Origin of the sequence: Bacillus alkalicellulosilyticus (assembly GCF_002019795.1) — a bacterium.
GTDB lineage: Bacteria > Bacillota > Bacilli > Bacillales > Bacillaceae_F > Bacillus_AO > Bacillus_AO alkalicellulosilyticum.
In genome coordinates, this window is sequence record NZ_KV917381.1 from 787,980 (window position 1) to 807,115 (window position 19,136).

28 protein-coding genes are annotated in these 19,136 nt (G+C 36.0%); 25 read left to right on the forward strand and 3 right to left on the reverse strand.

The window, feature by feature from the left end; translation table 11 throughout:
• Positions 1-26: 26 nt before the first annotated feature.
• The 7 genes from BK585_RS04055 to BK585_RS04085 all read left to right on the forward strand — a co-directional run bounded on the left by BK585_RS04055 (position 27) and on the right by BK585_RS04085 (position 4,001).
• Entirely contained in the window at positions 27-482 is a 456-nt protein-coding gene (locus tag BK585_RS04055; protein ID WP_078552044.1) for a GNAT family N-acetyltransferase, read from the forward strand.
• Between the two features lie 19 nt (positions 483-501).
• On the forward strand, positions 502-1,179 hold the full coding sequence (locus BK585_RS04060) for a Type 1 glutamine amidotransferase-like domain-containing protein (RefSeq protein ID WP_078552046.1): 678 nt from the start codon (positions 502-504) through the stop codon (positions 1,177-1,179).
• A 16-nt stretch (positions 1,180-1,195) separates the two neighbouring features.
• The gene (locus BK585_RS04065) at positions 1,196-1,462 is read left to right on the forward strand and encodes a hypothetical protein (RefSeq protein ID WP_078552048.1); all 267 of its coding nucleotides are present in this window, start codon (positions 1,196-1,198) and stop codon (positions 1,460-1,462) included.
• Positions 1,463-1,583: 121 nt separating this feature from the next.
• Positions 1,584-2,153: a GNAT family N-acetyltransferase gene (locus tag BK585_RS04070; protein ID WP_078552050.1), complete on the forward strand. Its 570-nt coding sequence runs from the start codon at positions 1,584-1,586 to the stop codon at positions 2,151-2,153.
• Between the two features lie 2 nt (positions 2,154-2,155).
• The gene (locus BK585_RS04075; RefSeq protein ID WP_078552052.1) at positions 2,156-2,641 is read left to right on the forward strand and encodes a hypothetical protein; all 486 of its coding nucleotides are present in this window, start codon (positions 2,156-2,158) and stop codon (positions 2,639-2,641) included.
• Between the two features lie 84 nt (positions 2,642-2,725).
• On the forward strand, positions 2,726-2,914 hold the full coding sequence (locus BK585_RS04080) for a hypothetical protein (RefSeq protein WP_078552054.1): 189 nt from the start codon (positions 2,726-2,728) through the stop codon (positions 2,912-2,914).
• A 370-nt stretch (positions 2,915-3,284) separates the two neighbouring features.
• Positions 3,285-4,001 carry a polysaccharide deacetylase family protein gene (locus tag BK585_RS04085; RefSeq protein WP_078552055.1) on the forward strand — a complete coding sequence of 239 codons (717 nt, stop codon included), beginning with the start codon at positions 3,285-3,287 and terminating at the stop codon, positions 3,999-4,001.
• Positions 4,002-4,673: 672 nt separating this feature from the next.
• On the opposite strand, the gene BK585_RS04095 is transcribed toward BK585_RS04085, so the two are convergent.
• Entirely contained in the window at positions 4,674-5,894 is a 1,221-nt protein-coding gene (locus BK585_RS04095; RefSeq protein WP_078552059.1) for an NAD(P)/FAD-dependent oxidoreductase, read from the reverse strand.
• A gap of 171 nt (positions 5,895-6,065) precedes the next feature.
• Positions 6,066-6,209: an imidazoleglycerol-phosphate dehydratase gene (locus BK585_RS23645; protein WP_139367489.1), complete on the reverse strand. Its 144-nt coding sequence runs from the start codon at positions 6,207-6,209 to the stop codon at positions 6,066-6,068.
• 187 nt (positions 6,210-6,396) lie between these two features.
• Between BK585_RS23645 and BK585_RS04100 the strand changes: the two genes are divergently transcribed.
• The 18 genes from BK585_RS04100 (at position 6,397) to BK585_RS04180 (ending at position 17,109) form a co-directional block, all read left to right on the forward strand.
• A complete protein-coding gene (locus tag BK585_RS04100) occupies positions 6,397-7,587 on the forward strand; it encodes an MFS transporter (protein ID WP_078552061.1) in 1,191 nt (396 codons plus the stop codon).
• Positions 7,588-7,722: 135 nt separating this feature from the next.
• Positions 7,723-7,929 carry a hypothetical protein gene (locus BK585_RS04105; RefSeq protein ID WP_078552063.1) on the forward strand — a complete coding sequence of 69 codons (207 nt, stop codon included), beginning with the start codon at positions 7,723-7,725 and terminating at the stop codon, positions 7,927-7,929.
• A gap of 56 nt (positions 7,930-7,985) precedes the next feature.
• Positions 7,986-8,735, forward strand: coding sequence for an aminoglycoside phosphotransferase family protein (locus BK585_RS04110; protein WP_078556602.1), 750 nt, complete (start codon positions 7,986-7,988; stop codon positions 8,733-8,735).
• A 130-nt stretch (positions 8,736-8,865) separates the two neighbouring features.
• Entirely contained in the window at positions 8,866-9,258 is a 393-nt protein-coding gene (locus BK585_RS04115) for a hypothetical protein (protein ID WP_078552065.1), read from the forward strand.
• A gap of 481 nt (positions 9,259-9,739) precedes the next feature.
• Entirely contained in the window at positions 9,740-10,279 is a 540-nt protein-coding gene (locus tag BK585_RS04120) for a hypothetical protein (RefSeq protein ID WP_078552067.1), read from the forward strand.
• 78 nt (positions 10,280-10,357) lie between these two features.
• Complete coding sequence (locus BK585_RS04125; RefSeq protein ID WP_170885466.1) at positions 10,358-10,528, forward strand: lipopolysaccharide assembly protein LapA domain-containing protein; 171 nt, start codon at positions 10,358-10,360, stop codon at positions 10,526-10,528.
• Positions 10,529-10,543: 15 nt separating this feature from the next.
• The gene (locus tag BK585_RS23890; protein ID WP_170885467.1) at positions 10,544-10,702 is read left to right on the forward strand and encodes a hypothetical protein; all 159 of its coding nucleotides are present in this window, start codon (positions 10,544-10,546) and stop codon (positions 10,700-10,702) included.
• 50 nt (positions 10,703-10,752) lie between these two features.
• Positions 10,753-11,361 (forward strand): hypothetical protein, encoded by a 609-nt coding sequence (locus tag BK585_RS04130; RefSeq protein ID WP_078552070.1) that lies wholly within the window; start codon positions 10,753-10,755, stop codon positions 11,359-11,361.
• A gap of 78 nt (positions 11,362-11,439) precedes the next feature.
• Positions 11,440-11,694: a hypothetical protein gene (locus BK585_RS04135; protein WP_078552071.1), complete on the forward strand. Its 255-nt coding sequence runs from the start codon at positions 11,440-11,442 to the stop codon at positions 11,692-11,694.
• 78 nt (positions 11,695-11,772) lie between these two features.
• Positions 11,773-12,162 (forward strand): tautomerase family protein, encoded by a 390-nt coding sequence (locus BK585_RS04140; protein WP_078552072.1) that lies wholly within the window; start codon positions 11,773-11,775, stop codon positions 12,160-12,162.
• A 63-nt stretch (positions 12,163-12,225) separates the two neighbouring features.
• A complete protein-coding gene (locus tag BK585_RS04145) occupies positions 12,226-12,804 on the forward strand; it encodes a hypothetical protein (protein WP_078552074.1) in 579 nt (192 codons plus the stop codon).
• 184 nt (positions 12,805-12,988) lie between these two features.
• A complete protein-coding gene (locus BK585_RS04150) occupies positions 12,989-13,444 on the forward strand; it encodes a hypothetical protein (protein WP_078552076.1) in 456 nt (151 codons plus the stop codon).
• Between the two features lie 124 nt (positions 13,445-13,568).
• On the forward strand, positions 13,569-14,264 hold the full coding sequence (locus tag BK585_RS04155; RefSeq protein ID WP_078552078.1) for an RraA family protein: 696 nt from the start codon (positions 13,569-13,571) through the stop codon (positions 14,262-14,264).
• Between the two features lie 81 nt (positions 14,265-14,345).
• On the forward strand, positions 14,346-14,807 hold the full coding sequence (locus BK585_RS04160) for a GNAT family N-acetyltransferase (protein WP_078552080.1): 462 nt from the start codon (positions 14,346-14,348) through the stop codon (positions 14,805-14,807).
• Positions 14,808-14,840: 33 nt separating this feature from the next.
• A complete protein-coding gene (locus BK585_RS04165) occupies positions 14,841-15,656 on the forward strand; it encodes a transglutaminase domain-containing protein (RefSeq protein ID WP_078552082.1) in 816 nt (271 codons plus the stop codon).
• 1 nt (position 15,657) lies between these two features.
• Complete coding sequence (locus tag BK585_RS04170) at positions 15,658-16,134, forward strand: NUDIX hydrolase (RefSeq protein ID WP_078552085.1); 477 nt, start codon at positions 15,658-15,660, stop codon at positions 16,132-16,134.
• A 42-nt stretch (positions 16,135-16,176) separates the two neighbouring features.
• Positions 16,177-16,548, forward strand: coding sequence for an iron chaperone (locus tag BK585_RS04175; protein WP_078552087.1), 372 nt, complete (start codon positions 16,177-16,179; stop codon positions 16,546-16,548).
• Positions 16,549-16,581: 33 nt separating this feature from the next.
• A complete protein-coding gene (locus BK585_RS04180; RefSeq protein ID WP_078552088.1) occupies positions 16,582-17,109 on the forward strand; it encodes an AAA family ATPase in 528 nt (175 codons plus the stop codon).
• Between the two features lie 220 nt (positions 17,110-17,329).
• Here the strand turns inward: BK585_RS04180 and BK585_RS04185 are convergent, their stop codons facing one another.
• Entirely contained in the window at positions 17,330-18,943 is a 1,614-nt protein-coding gene (locus tag BK585_RS04185; protein ID WP_078552089.1) for a glycoside hydrolase family 9 protein, read from the reverse strand.
• Positions 18,944-19,136: the final 193 nt, after the last annotated feature.

Genomic DNA, 19,136 nt, shown 5'->3' on the forward strand with positions numbered 1-19,136 from the left:
CTACGTAAATATGAAAGGAGACCGTGATGGATATTAGAGCACTAGCTAAAGATGAAAAACCTCCAATGGAGTTGTTGTTATCAGCTGACCCCTCTAGAAAACTAGTAGAAGAGTATGTAAACAGAGGCCACTGTTTTATTGCTACAATTGATAACCACGATATGGGAGTGTATGTGCTACTGCCTACAAGACCTAACACAGTAGAACTGGTGAATCTTGCAGTTGCAGTAAAGCATCAAGGAAAAGGCATCGGTTCAATGTTAATACAACATGCCATTGGTACAGCAAAAGAAAAAGAATATAAAACAATGGAAGTTGGTACTGGAAATTCAAGCATAGGACAACTGGCCCTATATCAAAAATGTGGCTTTCGAATAACGGGCATTGATAAAGATTTCTTTATTAGACACTACGATGAAGAAATAGTTGAGAATGGCATACAGTGTAGGGATATGGTTCGTTTTTCCAAAGAGTTAAAATAGTTTAGAAAGAGGGGTTCTCATGGGCAAATTAATTCTTGCTGGAGGTGGGGATGAAGTTCAATCCCGAATAGTTGATAAGGAATTTGTTGGTCTAATCAACAAAGATAAACCAATGTTATATATCCCGGTTGCAATGGATACAAAGATGATCCCATATGATTCTTGTAAGACATGGATTAATCGTGTATTTAATCCACTTGGAATCAAAAACATAACAATGTGGACGGAACAGGACTTGTATCATAGAAAGGTTGAAGATTTGACCCCATTCTCTTCGGTATATATAGGTGGAGGAAATACATATAGCCTTTTACATTTTTTTTATAGAACACAGTTCACTACTGTTTTAAAAGAGTATGTGAAGAACAAAGGAATTATTTATGGTGGAAGTGCAGGAGCGATTATCTTTGGTAAAGACATTAGGACTTGTTCTCATATGGATGATAACAATGCCGGGTTAAATGAACTTAATGGACTAGGCCTTGTAAAACAGTTTTCAATCTGGTGTCATTACAAAAAAGATAATGATGGGCTAATCCACAATTATTTACAACAGATTAATAACCATGTAATCGCCTTGCCAGAAGAAACGGCATTGCGTGTAGACGAAAGTGGAATGAAAGTATTGGGTTCAAAACCTGCTTACATTTTTGACGGAGATACGAAGAAACAAATTCAACCAGGATGTGAGTGGTAAATAAAGGAGATTTATAATGTTTGAAAAGATTAATTGGAGGTTTTATATTAATGCTTCCACAAAAGATAAAGCCATAACGGTGTTAAAAAGAGTCGAACAAGTCATTGGTCAAACGGAAGTAGGTTCTTTTACACCGTATTGGAAAGACAAAACCCTGTTTGAAGTTGAATGCACCACTTCTTTTCAGATAGAAGAACCAGAGAAAACGGTATACAACGTACTTCTTTTAGTTAATCAATTAGGACACAGCATTGACATAACCGGCCCTCTTATTTTTGAATAGAAGCAAATCACATTCGAAGGGAATAGTACACGGACATCTATTGTAGGGGTTAAATGGTTCCATTTTTATACAGAGAATAGTAGCTAAAGAATTAGGCCATTAGAAGGAAAAAGTTGTAAATATGGCGAAAGAAACTATATCGCTTTTTTATAAACAGGAAGGAATGATGACTAATGGGGATGTTAAAGAAATAATATTTGAGGTTGTCAGATTAAAAGAAATTGCAGAAACTACGGTATCTTTGCCTCATCCGTACCCACGGGAAACGGTAGATTGGTGGATAAATTTTGTAAGAGAGAGTATGAACAAGGGATGTGCATATGAGTTTGGATTATTTAAAAAAGATAATCCCAATGAATATATAGGAAACTGTGGTTTTGTGGGTGTGTCAAACGAGCATAACCACGGTGAGCTAGGCTACTTTATTAACCCTATTCATTGGAATAATGGCTATGGTACTGAAGCTTGTGCTAGACTTGTTGAATTTGGCTTTACTACGCTTGGACTTGAGAGGATTCATGGTAGGTGTATGGCTAAAAACAAAGCCTCCAAGCGGGTAATGGAAAAGTGCGGACTAAAGGTTGAAGGCTTAGCAAAACATGAGGTTTTCAAGTGGGGTAAATATGAGGATGTCTACCATTTAGGGTTGATTCGGTCTGAATGGAAAGATTTTTACCTAAAGGAGAAATGACTATGAAGCTTGTATACTATCTACTTTTTATCGGAATCTTTCTCGCCATCTTCTCAGCTTGCGGAAATAATGTTGACCCAAAATATTCCATATCTGATGTCTACATCCTTGCACTGGATACAGCGATGAAGAAGGATACGGCACTAAACGATAAAATGGAATTCATCGCAATCGACATGAGCAACTTTGAACATGTCCAAATCCATCATAAAGAAGAGATTATTCTTTATTTTGAAGACAAGTATCAAGTAGAAGTTATGGATACGACCTATGCACAATTAATAGAAGATGGTTTATACGATGAGGAATCACTCCGTTTTGACGGTGTGCTATTAAGGCTAGACAAGATTGAAATAAAGAAAAGAAAACTTCATATTGAAGGTTCTAAATATAAATCAGGAACTGGGGCAATAGGTATTGATATTCTATTGCACTTTAAAGATGGAAAGTGGGAAATTAAAGAATCTAGAGACACTTGGGTAAGTTAGAGCATTGAGTATAATAGCTGCTGTTTTTTTGCAACCATAACAGGAGAATATACAAGGTTTTATTAAAAAAGGAGTTTTGTTTAAATGACTGAAAAAAGACCAAAAATCACAACGACAGGTGCAATCATTATTTTGAGTGTATCAATTTTAATTGCTGCTTCCATGATTGCAAGTGCTATAAGAGATTCTTCTAACAGCAAAATGGACCAAGAATTAGAAATATTTAATATGAATTTTGAAAATTATATCAGAATTATAGAAAACGGAAATTAGAATTAATTTTAAAAAAAATGCAAAGGGTTATCAACGAGTAGAATTTATAAGGAGAATACTCAAATATCTGGACATTATAAGGATATGGGGGGATGGCATGTGAGTAAGAAAAGGTTATTTAGCCGCGAAGAATATAGAAGCATGTCTCCTTGGTCTTCTTTATACTCTTTTTTATTTTATGTATTGGGAGTATAGTTGTTTTTAGTATTGAAGGCTTTACTTTTTCAGTTGGTCCCATTTTATTTGTACTAAATATAGTAGGGATGCTATGTTTAACCATCCTTTTTCGACTAAAGGCATAGAGATTGGAATCAAGATAATGGGCTGATTAGTGGCAAAAGAATAGGGCATGAAACTGTTTGGAGGACATATGAAAAAACTAGCTATAATCATTACAAGTACAATTCTAGTACTTTTCGTTTCGGTTTACTTAGTAAATGAACTTTCTAAAGTAAGAACGTTTCAACTTTTTGGAGGTTTAGTTACTAGTGTAGAAACAAATGAAAAAGTAGTCGCATTAACGTTTGATGATGGTCCTGGAGCTAACACTCAAGCAATACTAGATGTATTAAGAAACCATGAAGTGAAAGGGACGTTTTATCTAACTGGACATGAACTTGAAACTTACTTTATTGAGGGAGTGAACATTGTAGAAGAAGGGCATGAAATAGGAAACCACTCGTTTTCTCACCAACGAATGATATTTAAAACACCTGCTTTTGTGAAAGATGAGATAGAGAAGACGGATGAGTTGATACGTAAAATTGGGTATGAGGGAGTAATCACGTTTCGACCGCCTTTTGGTAGAAGATTAGTCGTGCTACCCCATTATTTATCTAAGAATGATAGAAATACAATCCTGTGGAATATCGAACCTGAAAGCTATCCAGACGTTGCTGCCGACTCCACAAAAATCGTTGAGTATGTAGTAGATAACATTGAACCTGGTTCGATTATTTTGTTGCATGTGATGTATGAAAGTAGAACAGAGTCGTTGCAGTCTGTAGAAGGAATCATTACGTCATTAAAAGAGCAAGGATATGCCTTTAAAACTGTTTCAGAGCTATTAGAATATAGCAACCAGTGATATGGTTCTGAATAAAAACTCATAATTATGAAGTGGATGTGATTGGAATGCCTCTTAGAATCCCATTGTTTTTTGTTACTTTTATTTTAGCTACTACTCTTCACGCTTTTATTGATAATTCGTTTATATATCAGCAATACCCATATCCAGAGAATGCAAACTTGATAAGTAATATTTCTTTTTTTAGCCTTGTAATTGTCATCATTTTAATATTTGAATTAACAAAGTTAAATAAAATTAAGGTTAGAACCAACTATGGTTTGATAATAATAGTTGCTTTGCTTTGTAGTGCAGTGATACTTAAGATTTAGAGAGAGAATGATATGCTTTTCTAGTATTGTATTTTTCCGTACCTGGGACTATAACAATTCTTAATTTTAAAAATATATAAGGTTCAATGGATATCACTTACGACTATAATCTTTTACAAAGGTGTTAAATATGAATTCATTCAAGGTATTTAGACAACCTAGATATGAAAAGGTATTCTGGAAGTGAGATGAAATCTAAGCGCATTTGTCAAAGATAGCACCCAATTTTCTGTACTTTTTACAGCCAGCTTAAAAGAGTGAATAAATAAGAACGGTTGTTACACTGGTGACAATCGTTCTCTTTTTTTACCAAAGATAATCATAATGTTTTTTTAGTAAAAGTTACAATACATTCTCCCCTTTACTGTGCCTTTACTGGTCGTGTTTGCAAGTAAAGCTCCATGTCTGGACTAGCCCCATTTATCAGGACTTCAGCAATTATTTTTGAAAGTATCATACTGTAGACAGTACCGTTATCACCGAAACCAAATAAAAAATGACAATTAGGATATTCATCATACGTTCCGATGATTGGAAGTCCATCATTCGTGCCACCGTAAAAAGCGGTTAAATAAAACTCAGGTTCAATATAAATGTCTGGGAAGAGCTTATTAAACTCTTCGATTAGCTTATCTCTTTTATTGATTAATTTACTATCACGTTCATCTGGTTGTGAAGTGTTTTCATCTAAGCCACCGATAATAATTCGATTATCCTTAGTCGTTCGGATATACGTATACGGTCTTGCTGTTTCCCAAATGATTGTTTTTTTGTGCCATGACGTAAAGTCTTCTACTGGTTTTGTTGTGACGGTATAGGTACTGACAAAAGATGTTTTCTTTTCTTTTTTTATTTCTAATCCTTCGTACCCACATGCGACAATCACATGACGCGCTTGTATAGAGTGCTTGTTGTTTTTTGTGTAAATCGTAGCTTTTGATTGTTCAAACTTATGACCGTTCACTTCGGTGTTTTCATATATTTTTACGCCTCTTTTTGCAGCATATTGAAATAGTTGATGTGTAAAAGCAAATGGATTCATTTCAGCGTCATCATAAGAATAAAGAGCAGCATCTTTTTTAAAAGGATAACGTTCTTGAATTTGGGAAGCTGTAAGAAAATCGACCGGAAACCCTTCCTTAAGTAATAAATCATACTCTTCTTGCAACTTCTGCACATCTTCTTTTGTGCTTGCAAAATACAATGAATCCCTCCTAGTAAATTCACAATCAATGTCACCGATTGAAGATGCCTGTTCAATCTCATTGATGGCTTGTTTACATAGCTGTAAATGCCTGGATATATATGACTTCCCAAAGCTATTGACTAGATTAGTAAATAACCTCTCGCCAGAATATTGAATAATCGCTGTATTTGTACTCGTACTTCCACTTCCAATTGAATTTTTTTCGACGACGACAACATCTAAACCGGAATCTGCTAAGTAATAAGCACATTGAGCTCCTGAACTTCCACCCCCAATAATCAGTACGTCACATTCAAGATTTTCTTGTAAGGGTGGATATGTATATGGGTTTTTAATTGTAGTAGGCCAATAATAAGAGCCGGTTTGTAAATTCATGTGAGCGTACTCCTTTTTATGTAAGCATTAGGTGTATTATTACCTAGTGTAATAAATCAATTCAATCTTTCCTTTTTTGTAAGAACATCGCTATCTATGAGCGACAGAATGATAAAAATCAATTCAAAAACACAGCAGGAAACCATCGCCTTGCTGTGTTTCTCGGTTACATTAATGTGTTCTTTTTGATTTGCTTCCTCGTCTTGAGTTATACTCATTACCTTTATTGTTATCTCCGGCATCACCGTTTAATTGGCCGCCTCGTTCAGGAGCGCTTTGATTGGCGCTGCCCCCTTGATTGTTGCGTTTTGTCATGACATACACCTCCTATTGCACAAAGTACTATTAGCATGCCAATAAATCAGCAAAAAAATGACTGTACAAAAGTATTTACTGTTTGTATAAAAAGACATTTGCGTGATATAGTAATCTCCATCACAGCTTGACAAAAGAAAGTTAAAAACATGAATAAAGAAAATAAACATACAGACGAGGTTTAACGATGGCAACATTTCTTTTACTCATCATTTATTTAGCATTTATTAGCTTAGGTCTACCGGATTCAATGTTAGGGGTAGCATGGCCAATTATGCAAGTAGACTTTGGAGCGCCACTTGAAACAGCCGGCTTGCTGTTTATGACGATAGCAAGCGGTACGATTATTTCAAGCTTACTGAGCGGGAAAATCCTGAAACGGTTTGGAACAGGAAAGGTTGCATTTGTCAGTACACTCATGACTGCGTTGGCCTTACTCGGATTTGCTTTTTCGCCTTCTGTCACTTGGTTATTTTTATTTGCGATTCCACTTGGCTTAGGTGCTGGTGCCATTGATGCAGGATTAAACGATTATGTCGCTGTTCATTATAAAGCCCACCATATGAGCTGGTTGCACAGTTTTTGGGGAGTCGGGGCAACTCTTGGACCTGTTATCATGGCCTATACCATCTCAGGTCAAAATTCATGGAGCAATGGATACCTAATCATTGCTGGGATTCAATTTTTGTTAGTGCTCATTCTTTTGTTTTCTCTGCCTTTATGGAACCGAAATAAACAAAATATCGAGGCTTCCTCTCAACAAGAAATTGAAGATACAACAGCTGACGAATATGCAATTGTAAAACCGCTACAAGTCAGAGGTGTTAAATGGGCTCTCACCGTATTTTTGTTTTATTGTGGAATTGAGGCAACAGTTGGTCTATGGGGGAGTAGTTATTTAGTCCAAGTTAGAGATTTGCCAGCAGAAGTGGCTGCACAATTTGTCTCTATGTATTACGGTGGAATTACAGTCGGTCGATTTATTACTGGTTTTATTACGTTTAAAGTAAGTAATCGTACGCTCATTCTGTCGGGGCAGTTACTTGCATTTATTGGAGCGATTTTATTATTTTTACCCTTGCCCACGACACTTTTATTAGTAGGATTTGTTTTGGTTGGATTAGGGTTAGCACCAATCTTTCCTTGTATGATACATTTAACGCCAATCCGTTTTGGGAAAACACATTCCCAAACGATTATGGGCTATCAAATGGCTGTCGCCTATACAGGCACAACATTCTTGCCACCACTTCTTGGGTTCATCGCGTCTTATTCGACAATAGGTATTTTCCCAGTCTTTGTTGTACTGATGGTTGCAGCTATGCTGATAAGTTCAGAGACGTTAGTTAATCTTTTAAAAACTAAAAAGTACGCGTAACCTTTATTGAGTAAACAGAGCATTCCTTTAACCAAGGATGCTTTTTTTCTTGTCAACATAAAGGGAAAAAATGTTAAACTAAAGAAGCAGTTAGAAAAAATGACTGATTTATTTGAAGGTTTAGGAGGAGTTAAGATGGAGTGGGCTCAGTGGTTACAAGGTGGTCCTGAAACCTACCCTAATGAATGTTACCGTGAAAATGTGTCCTCTGACTGTCTACTTAATGACCCTTCTCAGTTCATAAGTATAATTTGGAATGAAGCATATGACCGTTTAAGCCATATTCCTTATAGTCATAAAAAGCTTGGTAAAGGAGGAATTCTCATTGAAACGGTGAAGTAATGCTCCTTGTTCAAGTAACGATGATAAAACTATTAAATAGTGAGGGGAGAACTCAAATGGAGTTAGGTAAGCCAATAGCTAAAGGAAATACGGCAAAAATATATCTTTCTGACGGAAAAATAGTGAAAGTGTTTAACAATTATTTGCCTGATACTGAATCTATTAGAGAAGCAAATAAACAAAAATTTGCCTATGCGTGTGGCCTTCCTGTACCAAAGGTTCTAGATGTTACAAGGATAAATGGGGAACAAGCCATAATAATGGAATATGTTAAGGGGGAAACATTAGGAGATTTATTCATGAATAATAAAGCTCAAGCAGAACATCACTTAACGATTTCAGTCGAAATGCAATTGAAAATACATAGTATTGTTCCTGACCGGGATGCAATTGAAACAATGTATGATAAATTATACCGTCAAATTGAAGCTGTAAAAATAGTAGATAAAAAGGTAAAGGCTGACTTGTTAAAGAAATTGGATTCATTTAACTTCGATAATAGACTTTGTCATGGAGACTTTCACATATTTAATGTGATTAAGACAGATAACAAAGTGGTCGTCATAGATTGGGTTGATTCAAGTGCTGGAGACATACATGCTGATGTATATCGAACCTATCTTTTATATTCTCAATTTTCCTCTGAATTAGCTGAAATGTACTTACGAATTTATTGTGAAAAGAGCGGCGTTTTAAAGTCTGACGTTTTCCAATGGGCTCCAGTCATTGCTTGTGCAAGATTATCAGAAAATGTATCAAAGGAGATTGCCCAACAACTTATAAAGATAATCAACCACTATTTATAACATAATGTACAGCCCTTATTGCATATGGTTGCATGTACTAAACAAGGAAATACTCCTTTTTTTGTCGAATTACAATAACAAGAGATTGGTTAATTTTTGAAGGAATGTAAATGTAAGAAGGGGTGTTTCGATGAAAAAGACAACGGTTTTTTCAGGTGTTATTGGACTTATTATTTTGCTAGTAATTGTACTAATTCTTCCACAATATGAACAAATGCTTGATTTTCATAATACCACATGGGTTATTATTTATTCGATTTTATTAAGTTTATTGTATTTATTATTTGGTATATTCATTGAACTTAAAAGAGTTATTAAAATCTATTCAAAGAGAAACGTAAGCGTGAATTGGTTATTACTTAGTTTTGTTGTGATTTTAATAGTAGTTGTTTTTGTCCCAGATCCTTTTTGGTTTAGACCTTCTCTCATTATGTATTATTTTTTCAGTACGGAAGTACAGGTTATTCTAAATGTTTTAGCAGGAATATTACTAGTACGTGCATTCGATAAAGTGGGTTCATAAGATTAAATTGACACTCAGTAGTACTTCTTCAATATGGAGGGAGTACTTTTTTAACGTTTTTGAAAGAAGGGTAAGGATACTTCTTTAATTTATAAATATAAACAAAATAATACACATTTATGGTAAAATTTAGATTAGGAACAAGGTAGTAGGAATAGAGCAAATTAATCTTAGGGGCTTGATTATTTATGTTGGTTTTAGTCGCTTTTCTAACTTGTATGGCACTTGGTTCAGTATTAAATCTACTATTAAACACAACCAAAAAAGAAGATTGGCTCATGACCTTATGTATAAGTTTAATAATTTCAGTGTTTGTTCAATTTTTAAATGTTGTCTAAACCTGACATTTTTTGCTGGAGGTCAACTTATGTATCTATCCTAAATATTACATAAATAAAGAAAAGATTTACCTATGAAACTTTGTCCTGACTGTTATAGTGATAACATCGAAAGAACCTCATCAATAGCGTTAAGAGTCATTATGTGTCTTATACTTATCTTTTTAATTCCATATGGTGTTTTTGTTTGCTGGGTCCCCTTTATTTTGCCACATAAGTTTAGCTGTTCCAATTGTTTCAACAACGGAAAAGAAGCAGAGTTGGTTTCAATAGATTGGCGAGACCGTGAAAAGCTAATAGAACAAGAAAAGGCATTTGAAGAGGACGTTTTACCTTTGATGGAAAAATGGTTTGAACGAGAAGGAAAACTCTTTAAGTTATCTAGACGTGAACAAAAAAATTGGCTAATTGAAGTTTCAAATGATAATACTAGAATATTTCGGATTAAGTATTATCGAGATAACACACTATACTTGATTGAAACTGAATTGGAGATAGTGGAATTTGACTTACAAGAAAATGAGAGTAAACCAACAATGGAGGGGAAGCTGTCATTAACTGATACTGAATTATCGTGTGTTCTTGAACGTAATATAGACAGTCTAAGAAACTATATCTCAACCAACCACATACTAGTTGAACCATTTGAAATGAAAATGGGAGACCCGGAGTTTATTAATTGAATTTGAACACAAGAAGACAAAGTTGCTGTAGGCATTTCTTTAAAAAATATGCACTTTAATGAAATGGGGGAACGTCCGATGATGGTAATGGGGGATATTGTTATTCTTATAGTTTTATTAATGATGTTATTTTTTATTATTGGAGTAGCAATCTTTTTGGTCCTCTGGACTAAAAGTAGTTATCGTAAGAAAGACCAACAGATAAAGGAACTTCAAAAGGAAATTGAAGAACTAAAAAAATCAAAATAAAAAGGGGAAAAGAAAATGGATGCTATCGAGGCTATATTAAGTTTACTATTATTTGTGTTTATTGTTTATCTAATATCAAGAGTTGCTCATTATATGAATTATAAAAAGAAGAAGTTAGATGATATTTACAATAAGATAAACGAAATTAATGAGAACCTATCTAAAAAGGAATAACAGCTCAATGTAAGGATAAAAGCTATATTTGAATAGGTAGGGTGGAGAAAGTGAAAAAGGTATTATATATTACAATCTTACTAGGAATATCAATAGTTATAAGTGCTTGCGGGGACAATAGCATACCTCCGAATACAATCGTGGCTGCGGAGTTATCTGACAGAGAAAAAGGAATTCTATCAACTACATCAGTGGAATCCTTTGTGTTCGACTTTAGAGTTGATAGTGATTATAAAGAAGCATCTGTGTGGATTGAAAAGTATGAATTCGGTAAATTGGTAGATGACCAAGTAGGACACACTACAACTGCAGTTACGGAAAAAGGCTCCATTATTTTTGCAACTAATAGGCCAAATGAAATTCCAAACCAAACGATATTTAACATTGGAGTTACTAGCAATGGAATCACAGGGTCTTATTCAATAGCTGATATTATTTCAAATCAAGACACTGATGGAATGTCTATCTTATGGGGGAGCATAACCGAAGAAATAGATATTACGAAAGGTGAGTTGGTTTTAGGAAGTATATATTATTCAAGGGACGAAGGTAACATGAGTTCAATTTCCACTGAGTTTTATAAGGATGTGGAAGGTCGAATCAATGAGATTAAAGACTATGCCGTTGTTTACCTTATTAAAAGTGATTTTTCAAAGTGACTTTAGGATATCTTGACAATTGAGTTCCGCGTATAGGGAACTCAATTTTTTAATAGAAACCAAGAGGAGATGGTAAGAATGCTGGAAAAGAAAAGAAAACTATTTTTTAGATTATCTGTCATCTGTATACTAATAGGAATTGCGACGTGGATACCTAACTTTATATTAGAGTACGGCTATAGTTATTGGCTGTTAACATTTATCATCAACCCACTGGGTATTATATTTGGCATCCTCGGAAGAAGTATTTGGACCGTAATTGCAAATATTATTATGACGTTTAGCTTTTTTATCCTAATGTATGTAGGTTATTTATTTAATGTTGCGCTTTAGTGAGATATTTTTTACTGAGTGTTGAAGTATATGAGGAATAAGAGATAGTTTAGATGAGAAGAGAAAGGTGAGAAGAGAATGGGACAAATAAAAATTTTTGGAGTAAACGATAAATTAAACCCTATAAAGCTAACATTATCAAATGTGATTCATTCGTGTATGATGGATGCACTTCAATTTCCTAAGGATAAGAAATTTCATCGTTTTTTTCCTATGAACAAAGAAGATTTCTTTTATGCGAGTGGAAGAACTGAGGCCTATACCTTAATTGAGGTTAGTATGTTTGAGGGTCGAACAGTGGAAGCTAAAAAACTATTAATAAAGCTACTATTTGAAAGAATCCATCGTGAATTAAAAATATCACCTCAAGATATTGAAATTACAATTTTTGAAACACCAAAGCATAACTGGGGAATAAGAGGCTTACCCGGTGATGAGTTAACACTGAATTATAAAGTAGATGTATGAGAAAACAGTAGTCTTCACGGAGTGCTTTTCTAGTTTATTTCATGTGAAAAGGTGGGGAGCAAAATGAAAAACTACTGGTTTTGTACGATTCTTTTTATTATGTTAGTAGGTAGTATGGGGTGTAGTGAAGAAACGACTAGTTCCATACCAACAGGAATGAAAGAGTTCACAAATGAAGAAGTAAACATTGCTACTATTATCGGAAAAGACTGGGTGGAGGTAGATGGAGAGCATATTAGTACTAATTCTGTTACGTTTTCAGTTGACCACAATACAGAGATATCGGTCCATACATCGAGTTATTTTGGAACGTATCATACAGATCATGAAGTAGACTTTCTTCAGGAGTACTATAAAAATAGCAACTCATACGAAGAGTTCGTTGATTTATTTCTAGATAAAATTAAGGAAGAAACATCACACGAGCTTAAGGAGATTGAAAAAGTAAATAACAATACTCAAATTTTTGCGCAAACCACTGACTATTCAGAAATGGTTTTCTCTCTCATAGTAAAAGAAGAAACCCCATTTTTAATTGTTCATAGTAAGAGAACAGAAAACCCTGAGCTAGAATTAATAAAAGACGGAGAAAGTTATCGTGATTTTGTTCAGATGGTACATCATACTGGACCGTTAAAATAGAGTTGCAGTTCTGCTGAAAGCAGATGGGAATTAATGATGCTTATACATCGGCGTACACTGAGGCAGTCACGTGGTCGACGCCATGCGTGTTTTGCACTCAGCAATATTTATATCATTCCTCATGGCGACTGAGCCGTAGAAAATCCATGAGAATGGTATATTTTTATGGGGGTGGGTGTTTAAATTGAAAAAAACACTACTAGTAGTGAGCACGCTATTAATTGTATTGTTATTCGCTAGCTTGATGTACATCAAAATGAATCCTCCGTTGTCGGCACCTGGTATTACATATGATATAAGGGATGAGACGAAAAGAGTCATACAAATAGTTAACGATGGATTTGCTAATTGTAATCTTAAAAGTGTGCTCGTTAATGGAAATGCTGCTCAACAGGTAGAATTAGGAGTAAGTCGAACAAATCATATGGTTCTAGGTGCAGGTGTCGAGGAAGACCCTAATATTACTTTTCACGATATTCAAGAGTTCCAAGTTCAACCTAAAGGTCTTGCAGATAAACATGTGATAAAGCACTATGGTTTACGTGTTTTTGGTAAGGAAAACCCTGAATATATAAAGATTAAATACACATATCTAGGTATCCCATATACGTTAGAAGTAGATGTTAAGAGAGAAAAGTAATTAACAAGTCCCGATATTATAATTCCTATAAACCACTTTTCTAAAGGAAAAGTGGTTTTTCTGTTGAAATAGGTAACGGATGGGAAAACTACAAAGACTACTGCTAGAAAGGTGAGATGAACGTATGTCAAACTTAGGTTACCGAGTGGTTGAGAATATAGAAAGACCTTCCGAAGAGCTAATTAAAGGATTTGAAGGAATTCAAGTTGCTAACATTGATGATTGTATGAACCGGATGGGAGCAATCAACGCATCTATCCACCAAATGAATCAAAAAAATGTACTTGGTCCTGCCTTCACCGTGAAAGTGCCAAGTGGAGACAATTTAATGATATTCTTGGCTATCGAAAAAGCAAGCCCTGGGGATGTTCTTGTAATAGATGGCGATGGAAACATGGAACGGGCGTTGGTTGGTGAAATCCTAGCAACCTTTGCTGAATCAAAGAAATTAGGTGGGTTTGTCATTAACGGTTGTATTAGAGATTATGATGCACTTCTTAAGATGGACATCCCGATTTTTGCAAAGGGCCGTACGCCAAACGGACCGTTTCGAAACGGCCCAGGTGAAATCAATACGCCAATCAGTATCGGGAGGAAAGTGATCTTTCCAGGAGATATCATCATCGGAGATAGTGATGGAGTGATCGTTGTACGTCCAGAAGATACAAAGGAACTTCAGCAAAAAGCATTGGAAATTGAAAAGAAAGAAACAGACACCTTGAATCGAATCCATGCAGGAGAAGGAATGGACTTAGAGTGGGCTTATAAAAAGTTGAAAGAAGATCACTGTGAGATTATATCTGAACTAACCAAAGAGTGATAGATAGTTGTAATCATAGCGAAATATGGTTGAAATAACTAAGAATTTTTTAAAAAAGAACTCTAGTGGGGGAGATAGAGCTTGCAGATAAGTCAGACGAAGAATAATGAATTAGTGGCGAGATTAAACAAGCCAGTTCATGATTTACATTATGCTCTCTACCCAAAGTATTTTAAAGAATACGACTATGAGGAAATGAAAGAAGCTTTTAAAAAACATATAGAGAACGATAACTTTGTATTTTTACTTATAGAAGATAAGGAAGAGGCAGTTGGCTATGCTTGGATAGAAGATAAAATCCATTCAGGCAATGTGTTTAAGAAAGAGTACCGCTCTATTTATGTGCATCAGCTTAGTATTGTTCAAACACAAAGAGAAAAAGGTTATGGAACGCTTTTAATGAATTACATATATAATCTTGCACAAGAAAAAGGCATTGACCTCATTGAGTTAGACTATTGGGTAGACAACCATACCGCCAAGGAATTCTATGAAAAACATGAATTTGTAAAGTATCGTGAATTTGTATATAAGCAATTATAGTAGTTAAATAATTCTTTATGTAAGGAGAATCGTATGTTTGGCTATCTTCCGGAATTCAAATCGTATTACAAGCAGCTAGTAAAATATGCTGAATTTGAACCAACAACTAGTGGAGATATGGTCAATTTCACTTACCGAACAGAAAACAGTGAGGAGCTTTTCCAATTAAGACAGAAATACGATTTGAAAAAAGTAGCGGGCGACGGGGATGAAGTATCACAAATCCTCAACCTCATGCAATGGGTGTCTGAGAAGTTAGAGCATGGAGATGAAATGGTCCCAGAACCATGTCATGCACTTCATGTATTAGATAAAGTGGAGCGGGAGTCAGGTAAAGTAAACTGTTATACGATTGCAACGGTCTTACAAGAAGTGTATCTTAGTATGGGCTTTTGTTCTCGGCGTGTACACTGTCGCCCATATGATGCGTATGACCAAGATAGTCACGTCGTAACTCTAGTGTATTCTACCACTCTTCAAAAGTGGCTATATATGGACGCATCATGGGGTACATTTATTACGAATAAGAACGGCGAACTAATCAGTCTTACAGAGTTTCGTTCACATCTTGCCAATGACCTAGAAGTAAGAATAAACGGTGATGAGCAATCTTCTGAATGGAGTGAGTATTATACAGGTTATATGGCTAAAAATCTCTTTTGGTTCATGACTCCGATGGAAAGTAAGTACAATTATGAAGTTGTGGAAAAAAATAAAACCTATGCTGTGTTGCTGCCAAAGTACTATGAACCGTTTGAAGTGAGGGAGGGTAAGCAGAAGTATCATGTGATGAGAAATGAAGAAATGTTTTGGAGTAGTCCATACATACTCCAAGGTGGGAGGAAGTAAAGTGGGATATATCTCAGATTTGCGAAAAGTGATTGGAACTCAACCTATAATTACGGTGGGGGCAACCATTCTTGTGGTTAATTCCAAAAAGGAGATTCTTTTTCAACATCGCTCAGATACATTAGATTGGGGATTGCCTGGAGGCACGATGGAACTTGGTGAAACTCTAGAAGAAGTAGCGGCACGTGAGTTATATGAAGAGACTGGACTGAAAGCAGAGCGGTTTGAGTTAATAGATGTTTTTTCTGGGGCTTTAGGTTATTTCCGTTACCCGAATGGAGATGAGACATACAGTGTCATTCATCTTTATCGAGCAGTCGACGTTACCGGTCAATTAGAAATGAATGACGGGGAAAGCATTCAACTTGAGTATTTTAACCAGCATAATCTCCCAACGAATATTGAAAAAAGAGCAAAAGGACTCATCGAGAATCTAGGAGATAACTTGTGGGAGCTGGAAGGTTCGTTTAATGAATAAGCATGATGAGGTAGACTTTAATGATGAACTGGAGGAATAGGAATGGATGTTTTTGCAACGTATTTAGCGAGTATTGATGACTTCGACCAAAGAGAGCGGACAAAGGAAGTACTGGAATGGATTCTTCAAGAATTCCCGCAATTAGAGCCACATATGAAGTGGAATACACCTATGTTTACGGACCATGGTACTTATATCATTGGTCTTTCAATAGCAAAGCAACATATGAGCATTTCGCCTGAAGAAGTCGGCATGGCTCAATTTGCCGATGAGATTGCAGAAGCGGGATACAGTGCTACGAAAGGATTGTTTCGAATTCGTTGGAAGGATTCAGTAAACTATGAATTACTAAAAAAGATGATTGAATTTAATATAAAGGATAAAGAAGATTACACCGATTTTTGGCGGAAGTAGCTGACGAAAAGATATGAAGAGGGAAGAGATGTTATGACTAGTATCTATCTTATTACTGGACCAGCTGGAGTTGGGAAGTCTACAACATCAAAAAAACTAGCAGAGCAATTTAAACAGAGTGCTTACATTGAAGGAGATGTAATTAATCATATGGTGGTAGGTGGGTATGTACCACCATGGGAAAGTGATGAATCTCTCGCGTTAGTTTGGAAGAACATTGCTGACTTAAGTATTAATTTCTTAAAAGCCAATAAAAATGTAATCATCGATTATGTTACTTTTCCAGAAGAAGTAGAAACGTTCTCACAAAGACTATACGCCGAGGTACAGCATGTGAAAATATACTATGTTGTATTAAGGGTAGATAATGGAGAATTGTTGAAAAGAGATGCCGAAAGACCAGAAGAATATCAGATGGGACAAAGATGTATTGAATTACTAAAGGAGTTTGAGCAAAAGGGAATACAAGAACGCCATATAGTAGAAACCACTAATGTTCAATCAACAAACATAGATGAAACGCTTCAGTTCATCAAGAATAATCCAAGATTTTTATATTAAATAAGCGATGAGATGGCGATTCTTTAAACTCTAATAGGGAGGGTGAGACAAAAGGTTGGTTTTTTACCTTTTGTCTCACCCTCTTAGCAATGAGCGAAACCGCCACCATCTATTAAAACCCGTTGTGAGTGGGTTTTCTCACAACGGGTTTTGTGGCGAGTGAAGCCATTGAGAATGTTTTAGTTAGTTTTGTCCCAGGCCCCTTGCACTTACAATTATATTATTTCCAATGACTAACTACAAAGACAGCTGGTGAATTCCAATAGATTGTAATTTCGTTCGTTGCATAGCTGTCGATATGGTCGATGAAGCATTGAGCCGGAGCTCTTCCTTTTAGTTGTTGAGCTACTTCATCTTGAAGGCCCATATTCGCTCCTCCCGAAACAAAACCAGGGACAGGCTCTTCAACATTGTCTCCAACCGTTGGACGATGGTGTGGATTTTTAACAGATTGTTCTCCAAATCCAGTCACATAACTCATTTCTACTGCATTTCTTCCTAATAGATAATGAACATGGTCTAACGCGATGGAAGTCCATTCTCCATTTGTTTCTAAATGATTTGCGAGTAACAGGTGCATCGCATTATTCATGAGTCCCATGTTACTTCCCCAAATGTAATCTTTTTCTTGTAACGAAATAAAATATCCGTCTTCTCGGCTGTTGTTAGCCATTTTCTCGGCTTCTTTAAGAAAGCCTGCTTTTAATTGTTCATGTAACGCTTCGTCTTTAGGAAACTCTTCATTTAGCAAATAGGAAATCGTTCCGTATCCACCGTTATCTGCCCAGCCCCAACTATATTTAGGGAAATCTTCCTTTGCAAAAGTTTGGAAGGCGTCATGATAGCTCTGTTCACCTGTCGTGCGGTATAATTCTGCAGCAGCCCAGTATCGCTCATCTGTATCAACTTCATCACCATATTCTCCCGTATGAATCTCAGGTGGGTTTTTAAATCCAGGTACATCTGGGTTCTTCTGAAGCCATTCCCAAGCAGTCGTTGCAGCTTGTAGACATGTTTGCGCAAATGCAGGGTCGATGTCTTGATATATTCTGCTTGCCATCGCCATTACAGCAGCAAAGCTACCCGTCGCTGTTGCTGAGATGGGTGACAGGTAAAGAGGGTCATTATCATCCTCTGGCATCACATCAAGACCTGGGAATTTCAATGTCGTCAATTTATGAAACACTCCGCCTGTTCTCTCATCTTGCATCTTTAGAATCCATTCTAGCTCATAACGACACTCATGAAGAACATCTGGTGTTTGTCCATCAGTTTCTGGAATTGGGATGGCCGTTTGAAAGGCATTAGGATATTTCTCATAAGCAAGGAAAAGGTCAGCTACTGCTTTTGCTCCTGGCCCAACGTACTTGCCGTAATCCCCAGCATCGTGCCAACCACCGCTAGTTTCAATTGTGCGTTCTTCATCTCCGTAGACAATCGCTTCAGTTAAGTGACATGCGTCATGAGTCCATTTGTCCGCATATTTTTCCTCTAATTCCATTCCACATCGTAGAAAGTAAAAACCTTTAAGTAAGCCAGTATGAAGTTCGTCATAAGGTGTAGTAGAAATGGTGAAAGAAGGGGACTGATTTTCATTACATACAATGTGAAAAGTTCCTTCTTGAGTAACACTTGAAAAATCGCCATAGTACACCGTTTTTCCACTGTTTTTATCATCGACTGGTCCTGTTGTTGTTCCTTCGTAAACGATTACATTTGTAGAATCATCAATAAGTTGAAAGCTTCCGCCACTGTTAGGGAAGATGGCAACTTTTTTTCCACCAACGAGGTAACCCACTTGGTTTACAGCAATTACTTTTGCATCTGTAGTCATGAATATGTTAGCTCCTTTTTTTGAAGCCACTGAAAAAGTACAAACCAACTTTTTCAATGCCTTTTATTACGAGGGCACTGTAAAAGTTAGAAACCGAACTTTTTCAGCGCCCTCCTTTTTTGGATTTTCTATGTAATGAACACTTTTATTGTACACTGTTTCCCTAAGAATGGAAATGAAAAACATCAGTAAA

Excerpts from the sequence above, each read along its gene's own strand:
- BK585_RS04110 (WP_078556602.1), top strand. The coding sequence starts at position 7,986 with ATGGAGTTAGGTAAGCCAATAGCTAAAGGAAATACGGCAAAAATATAT.
- BK585_RS04120 (WP_078552067.1), top strand. The coding sequence starts at position 9,740 with ATGTGTCTTATACTTATCTTTTTAATTCCATATGGTGTTTTTGTTTGC.
- BK585_RS04100 (WP_078552061.1), top strand. The coding sequence starts at position 6,397 with ATGGCAACATTTCTTTTACTCATCATTTATTTAGCATTTATTAGCTTA.
- BK585_RS04185 (WP_078552089.1), bottom strand. The coding sequence starts at position 18,943 with ATGACTACAGATGCAAAAGTAATTGCTGTAAACCAAGTGGGTTACCTC.
- BK585_RS04075 (WP_078552052.1), top strand. The coding sequence starts at position 2,156 with ATGAAGCTTGTATACTATCTACTTTTTATCGGAATCTTTCTCGCCATC.
- BK585_RS04060 (WP_078552046.1), top strand. The coding sequence starts at position 502 with ATGGGCAAATTAATTCTTGCTGGAGGTGGGGATGAAGTTCAATCCCGA.
- BK585_RS04175 (WP_078552087.1), top strand. The coding sequence starts at position 16,177 with ATGGATGTTTTTGCAACGTATTTAGCGAGTATTGATGACTTCGACCAA.
- BK585_RS04180 (WP_078552088.1), top strand. The coding sequence starts at position 16,582 with ATGACTAGTATCTATCTTATTACTGGACCAGCTGGAGTTGGGAAGTCT.
- BK585_RS04095 (WP_078552059.1), bottom strand. The coding sequence starts at position 5,894 with ATGAATTTACAAACCGGCTCTTATTATTGGCCTACTACAATTAAAAAC.
- BK585_RS04115 (WP_078552065.1), top strand. The coding sequence starts at position 8,866 with ATGAAAAAGACAACGGTTTTTTCAGGTGTTATTGGACTTATTATTTTG.
- BK585_RS04125 (WP_170885466.1), top strand. The coding sequence starts at position 10,358 with ATGATGGTAATGGGGGATATTGTTATTCTTATAGTTTTATTAATGATG.
- BK585_RS23890 (WP_170885467.1), top strand. The coding sequence starts at position 10,544 with ATGGATGCTATCGAGGCTATATTAAGTTTACTATTATTTGTGTTTATT.
- BK585_RS23645 (WP_139367489.1), bottom strand. The coding sequence starts at position 6,209 with ATGACAAAACGCAACAATCAAGGGGGCAGCGCCAATCAAAGCGCTCCT.
- BK585_RS04155 (WP_078552078.1), top strand. The coding sequence starts at position 13,569 with ATGTCAAACTTAGGTTACCGAGTGGTTGAGAATATAGAAAGACCTTCC.
- BK585_RS04145 (WP_078552074.1), top strand. The coding sequence starts at position 12,226 with ATGAAAAACTACTGGTTTTGTACGATTCTTTTTATTATGTTAGTAGGT.
- BK585_RS04140 (WP_078552072.1), top strand. The coding sequence starts at position 11,773 with ATGGGACAAATAAAAATTTTTGGAGTAAACGATAAATTAAACCCTATA.
- BK585_RS04070 (WP_078552050.1), top strand. The coding sequence starts at position 1,584 with ATGGCGAAAGAAACTATATCGCTTTTTTATAAACAGGAAGGAATGATG.
- BK585_RS04165 (WP_078552082.1), top strand. The coding sequence starts at position 14,841 with ATGTTTGGCTATCTTCCGGAATTCAAATCGTATTACAAGCAGCTAGTA.
- BK585_RS04135 (WP_078552071.1), top strand. The coding sequence starts at position 11,440 with ATGCTGGAAAAGAAAAGAAAACTATTTTTTAGATTATCTGTCATCTGT.
- BK585_RS04105 (WP_078552063.1), top strand. The coding sequence starts at position 7,723 with ATGGAGTGGGCTCAGTGGTTACAAGGTGGTCCTGAAACCTACCCTAAT.
- BK585_RS04085 (WP_078552055.1), top strand. The coding sequence starts at position 3,285 with ATGAAAAAACTAGCTATAATCATTACAAGTACAATTCTAGTACTTTTC.
- BK585_RS04065 (WP_078552048.1), top strand. The coding sequence starts at position 1,196 with ATGTTTGAAAAGATTAATTGGAGGTTTTATATTAATGCTTCCACAAAA.
- BK585_RS04080 (WP_078552054.1), top strand. The coding sequence starts at position 2,726 with ATGACTGAAAAAAGACCAAAAATCACAACGACAGGTGCAATCATTATT.
- BK585_RS04055 (WP_078552044.1), top strand. The coding sequence starts at position 27 with ATGGATATTAGAGCACTAGCTAAAGATGAAAAACCTCCAATGGAGTTG.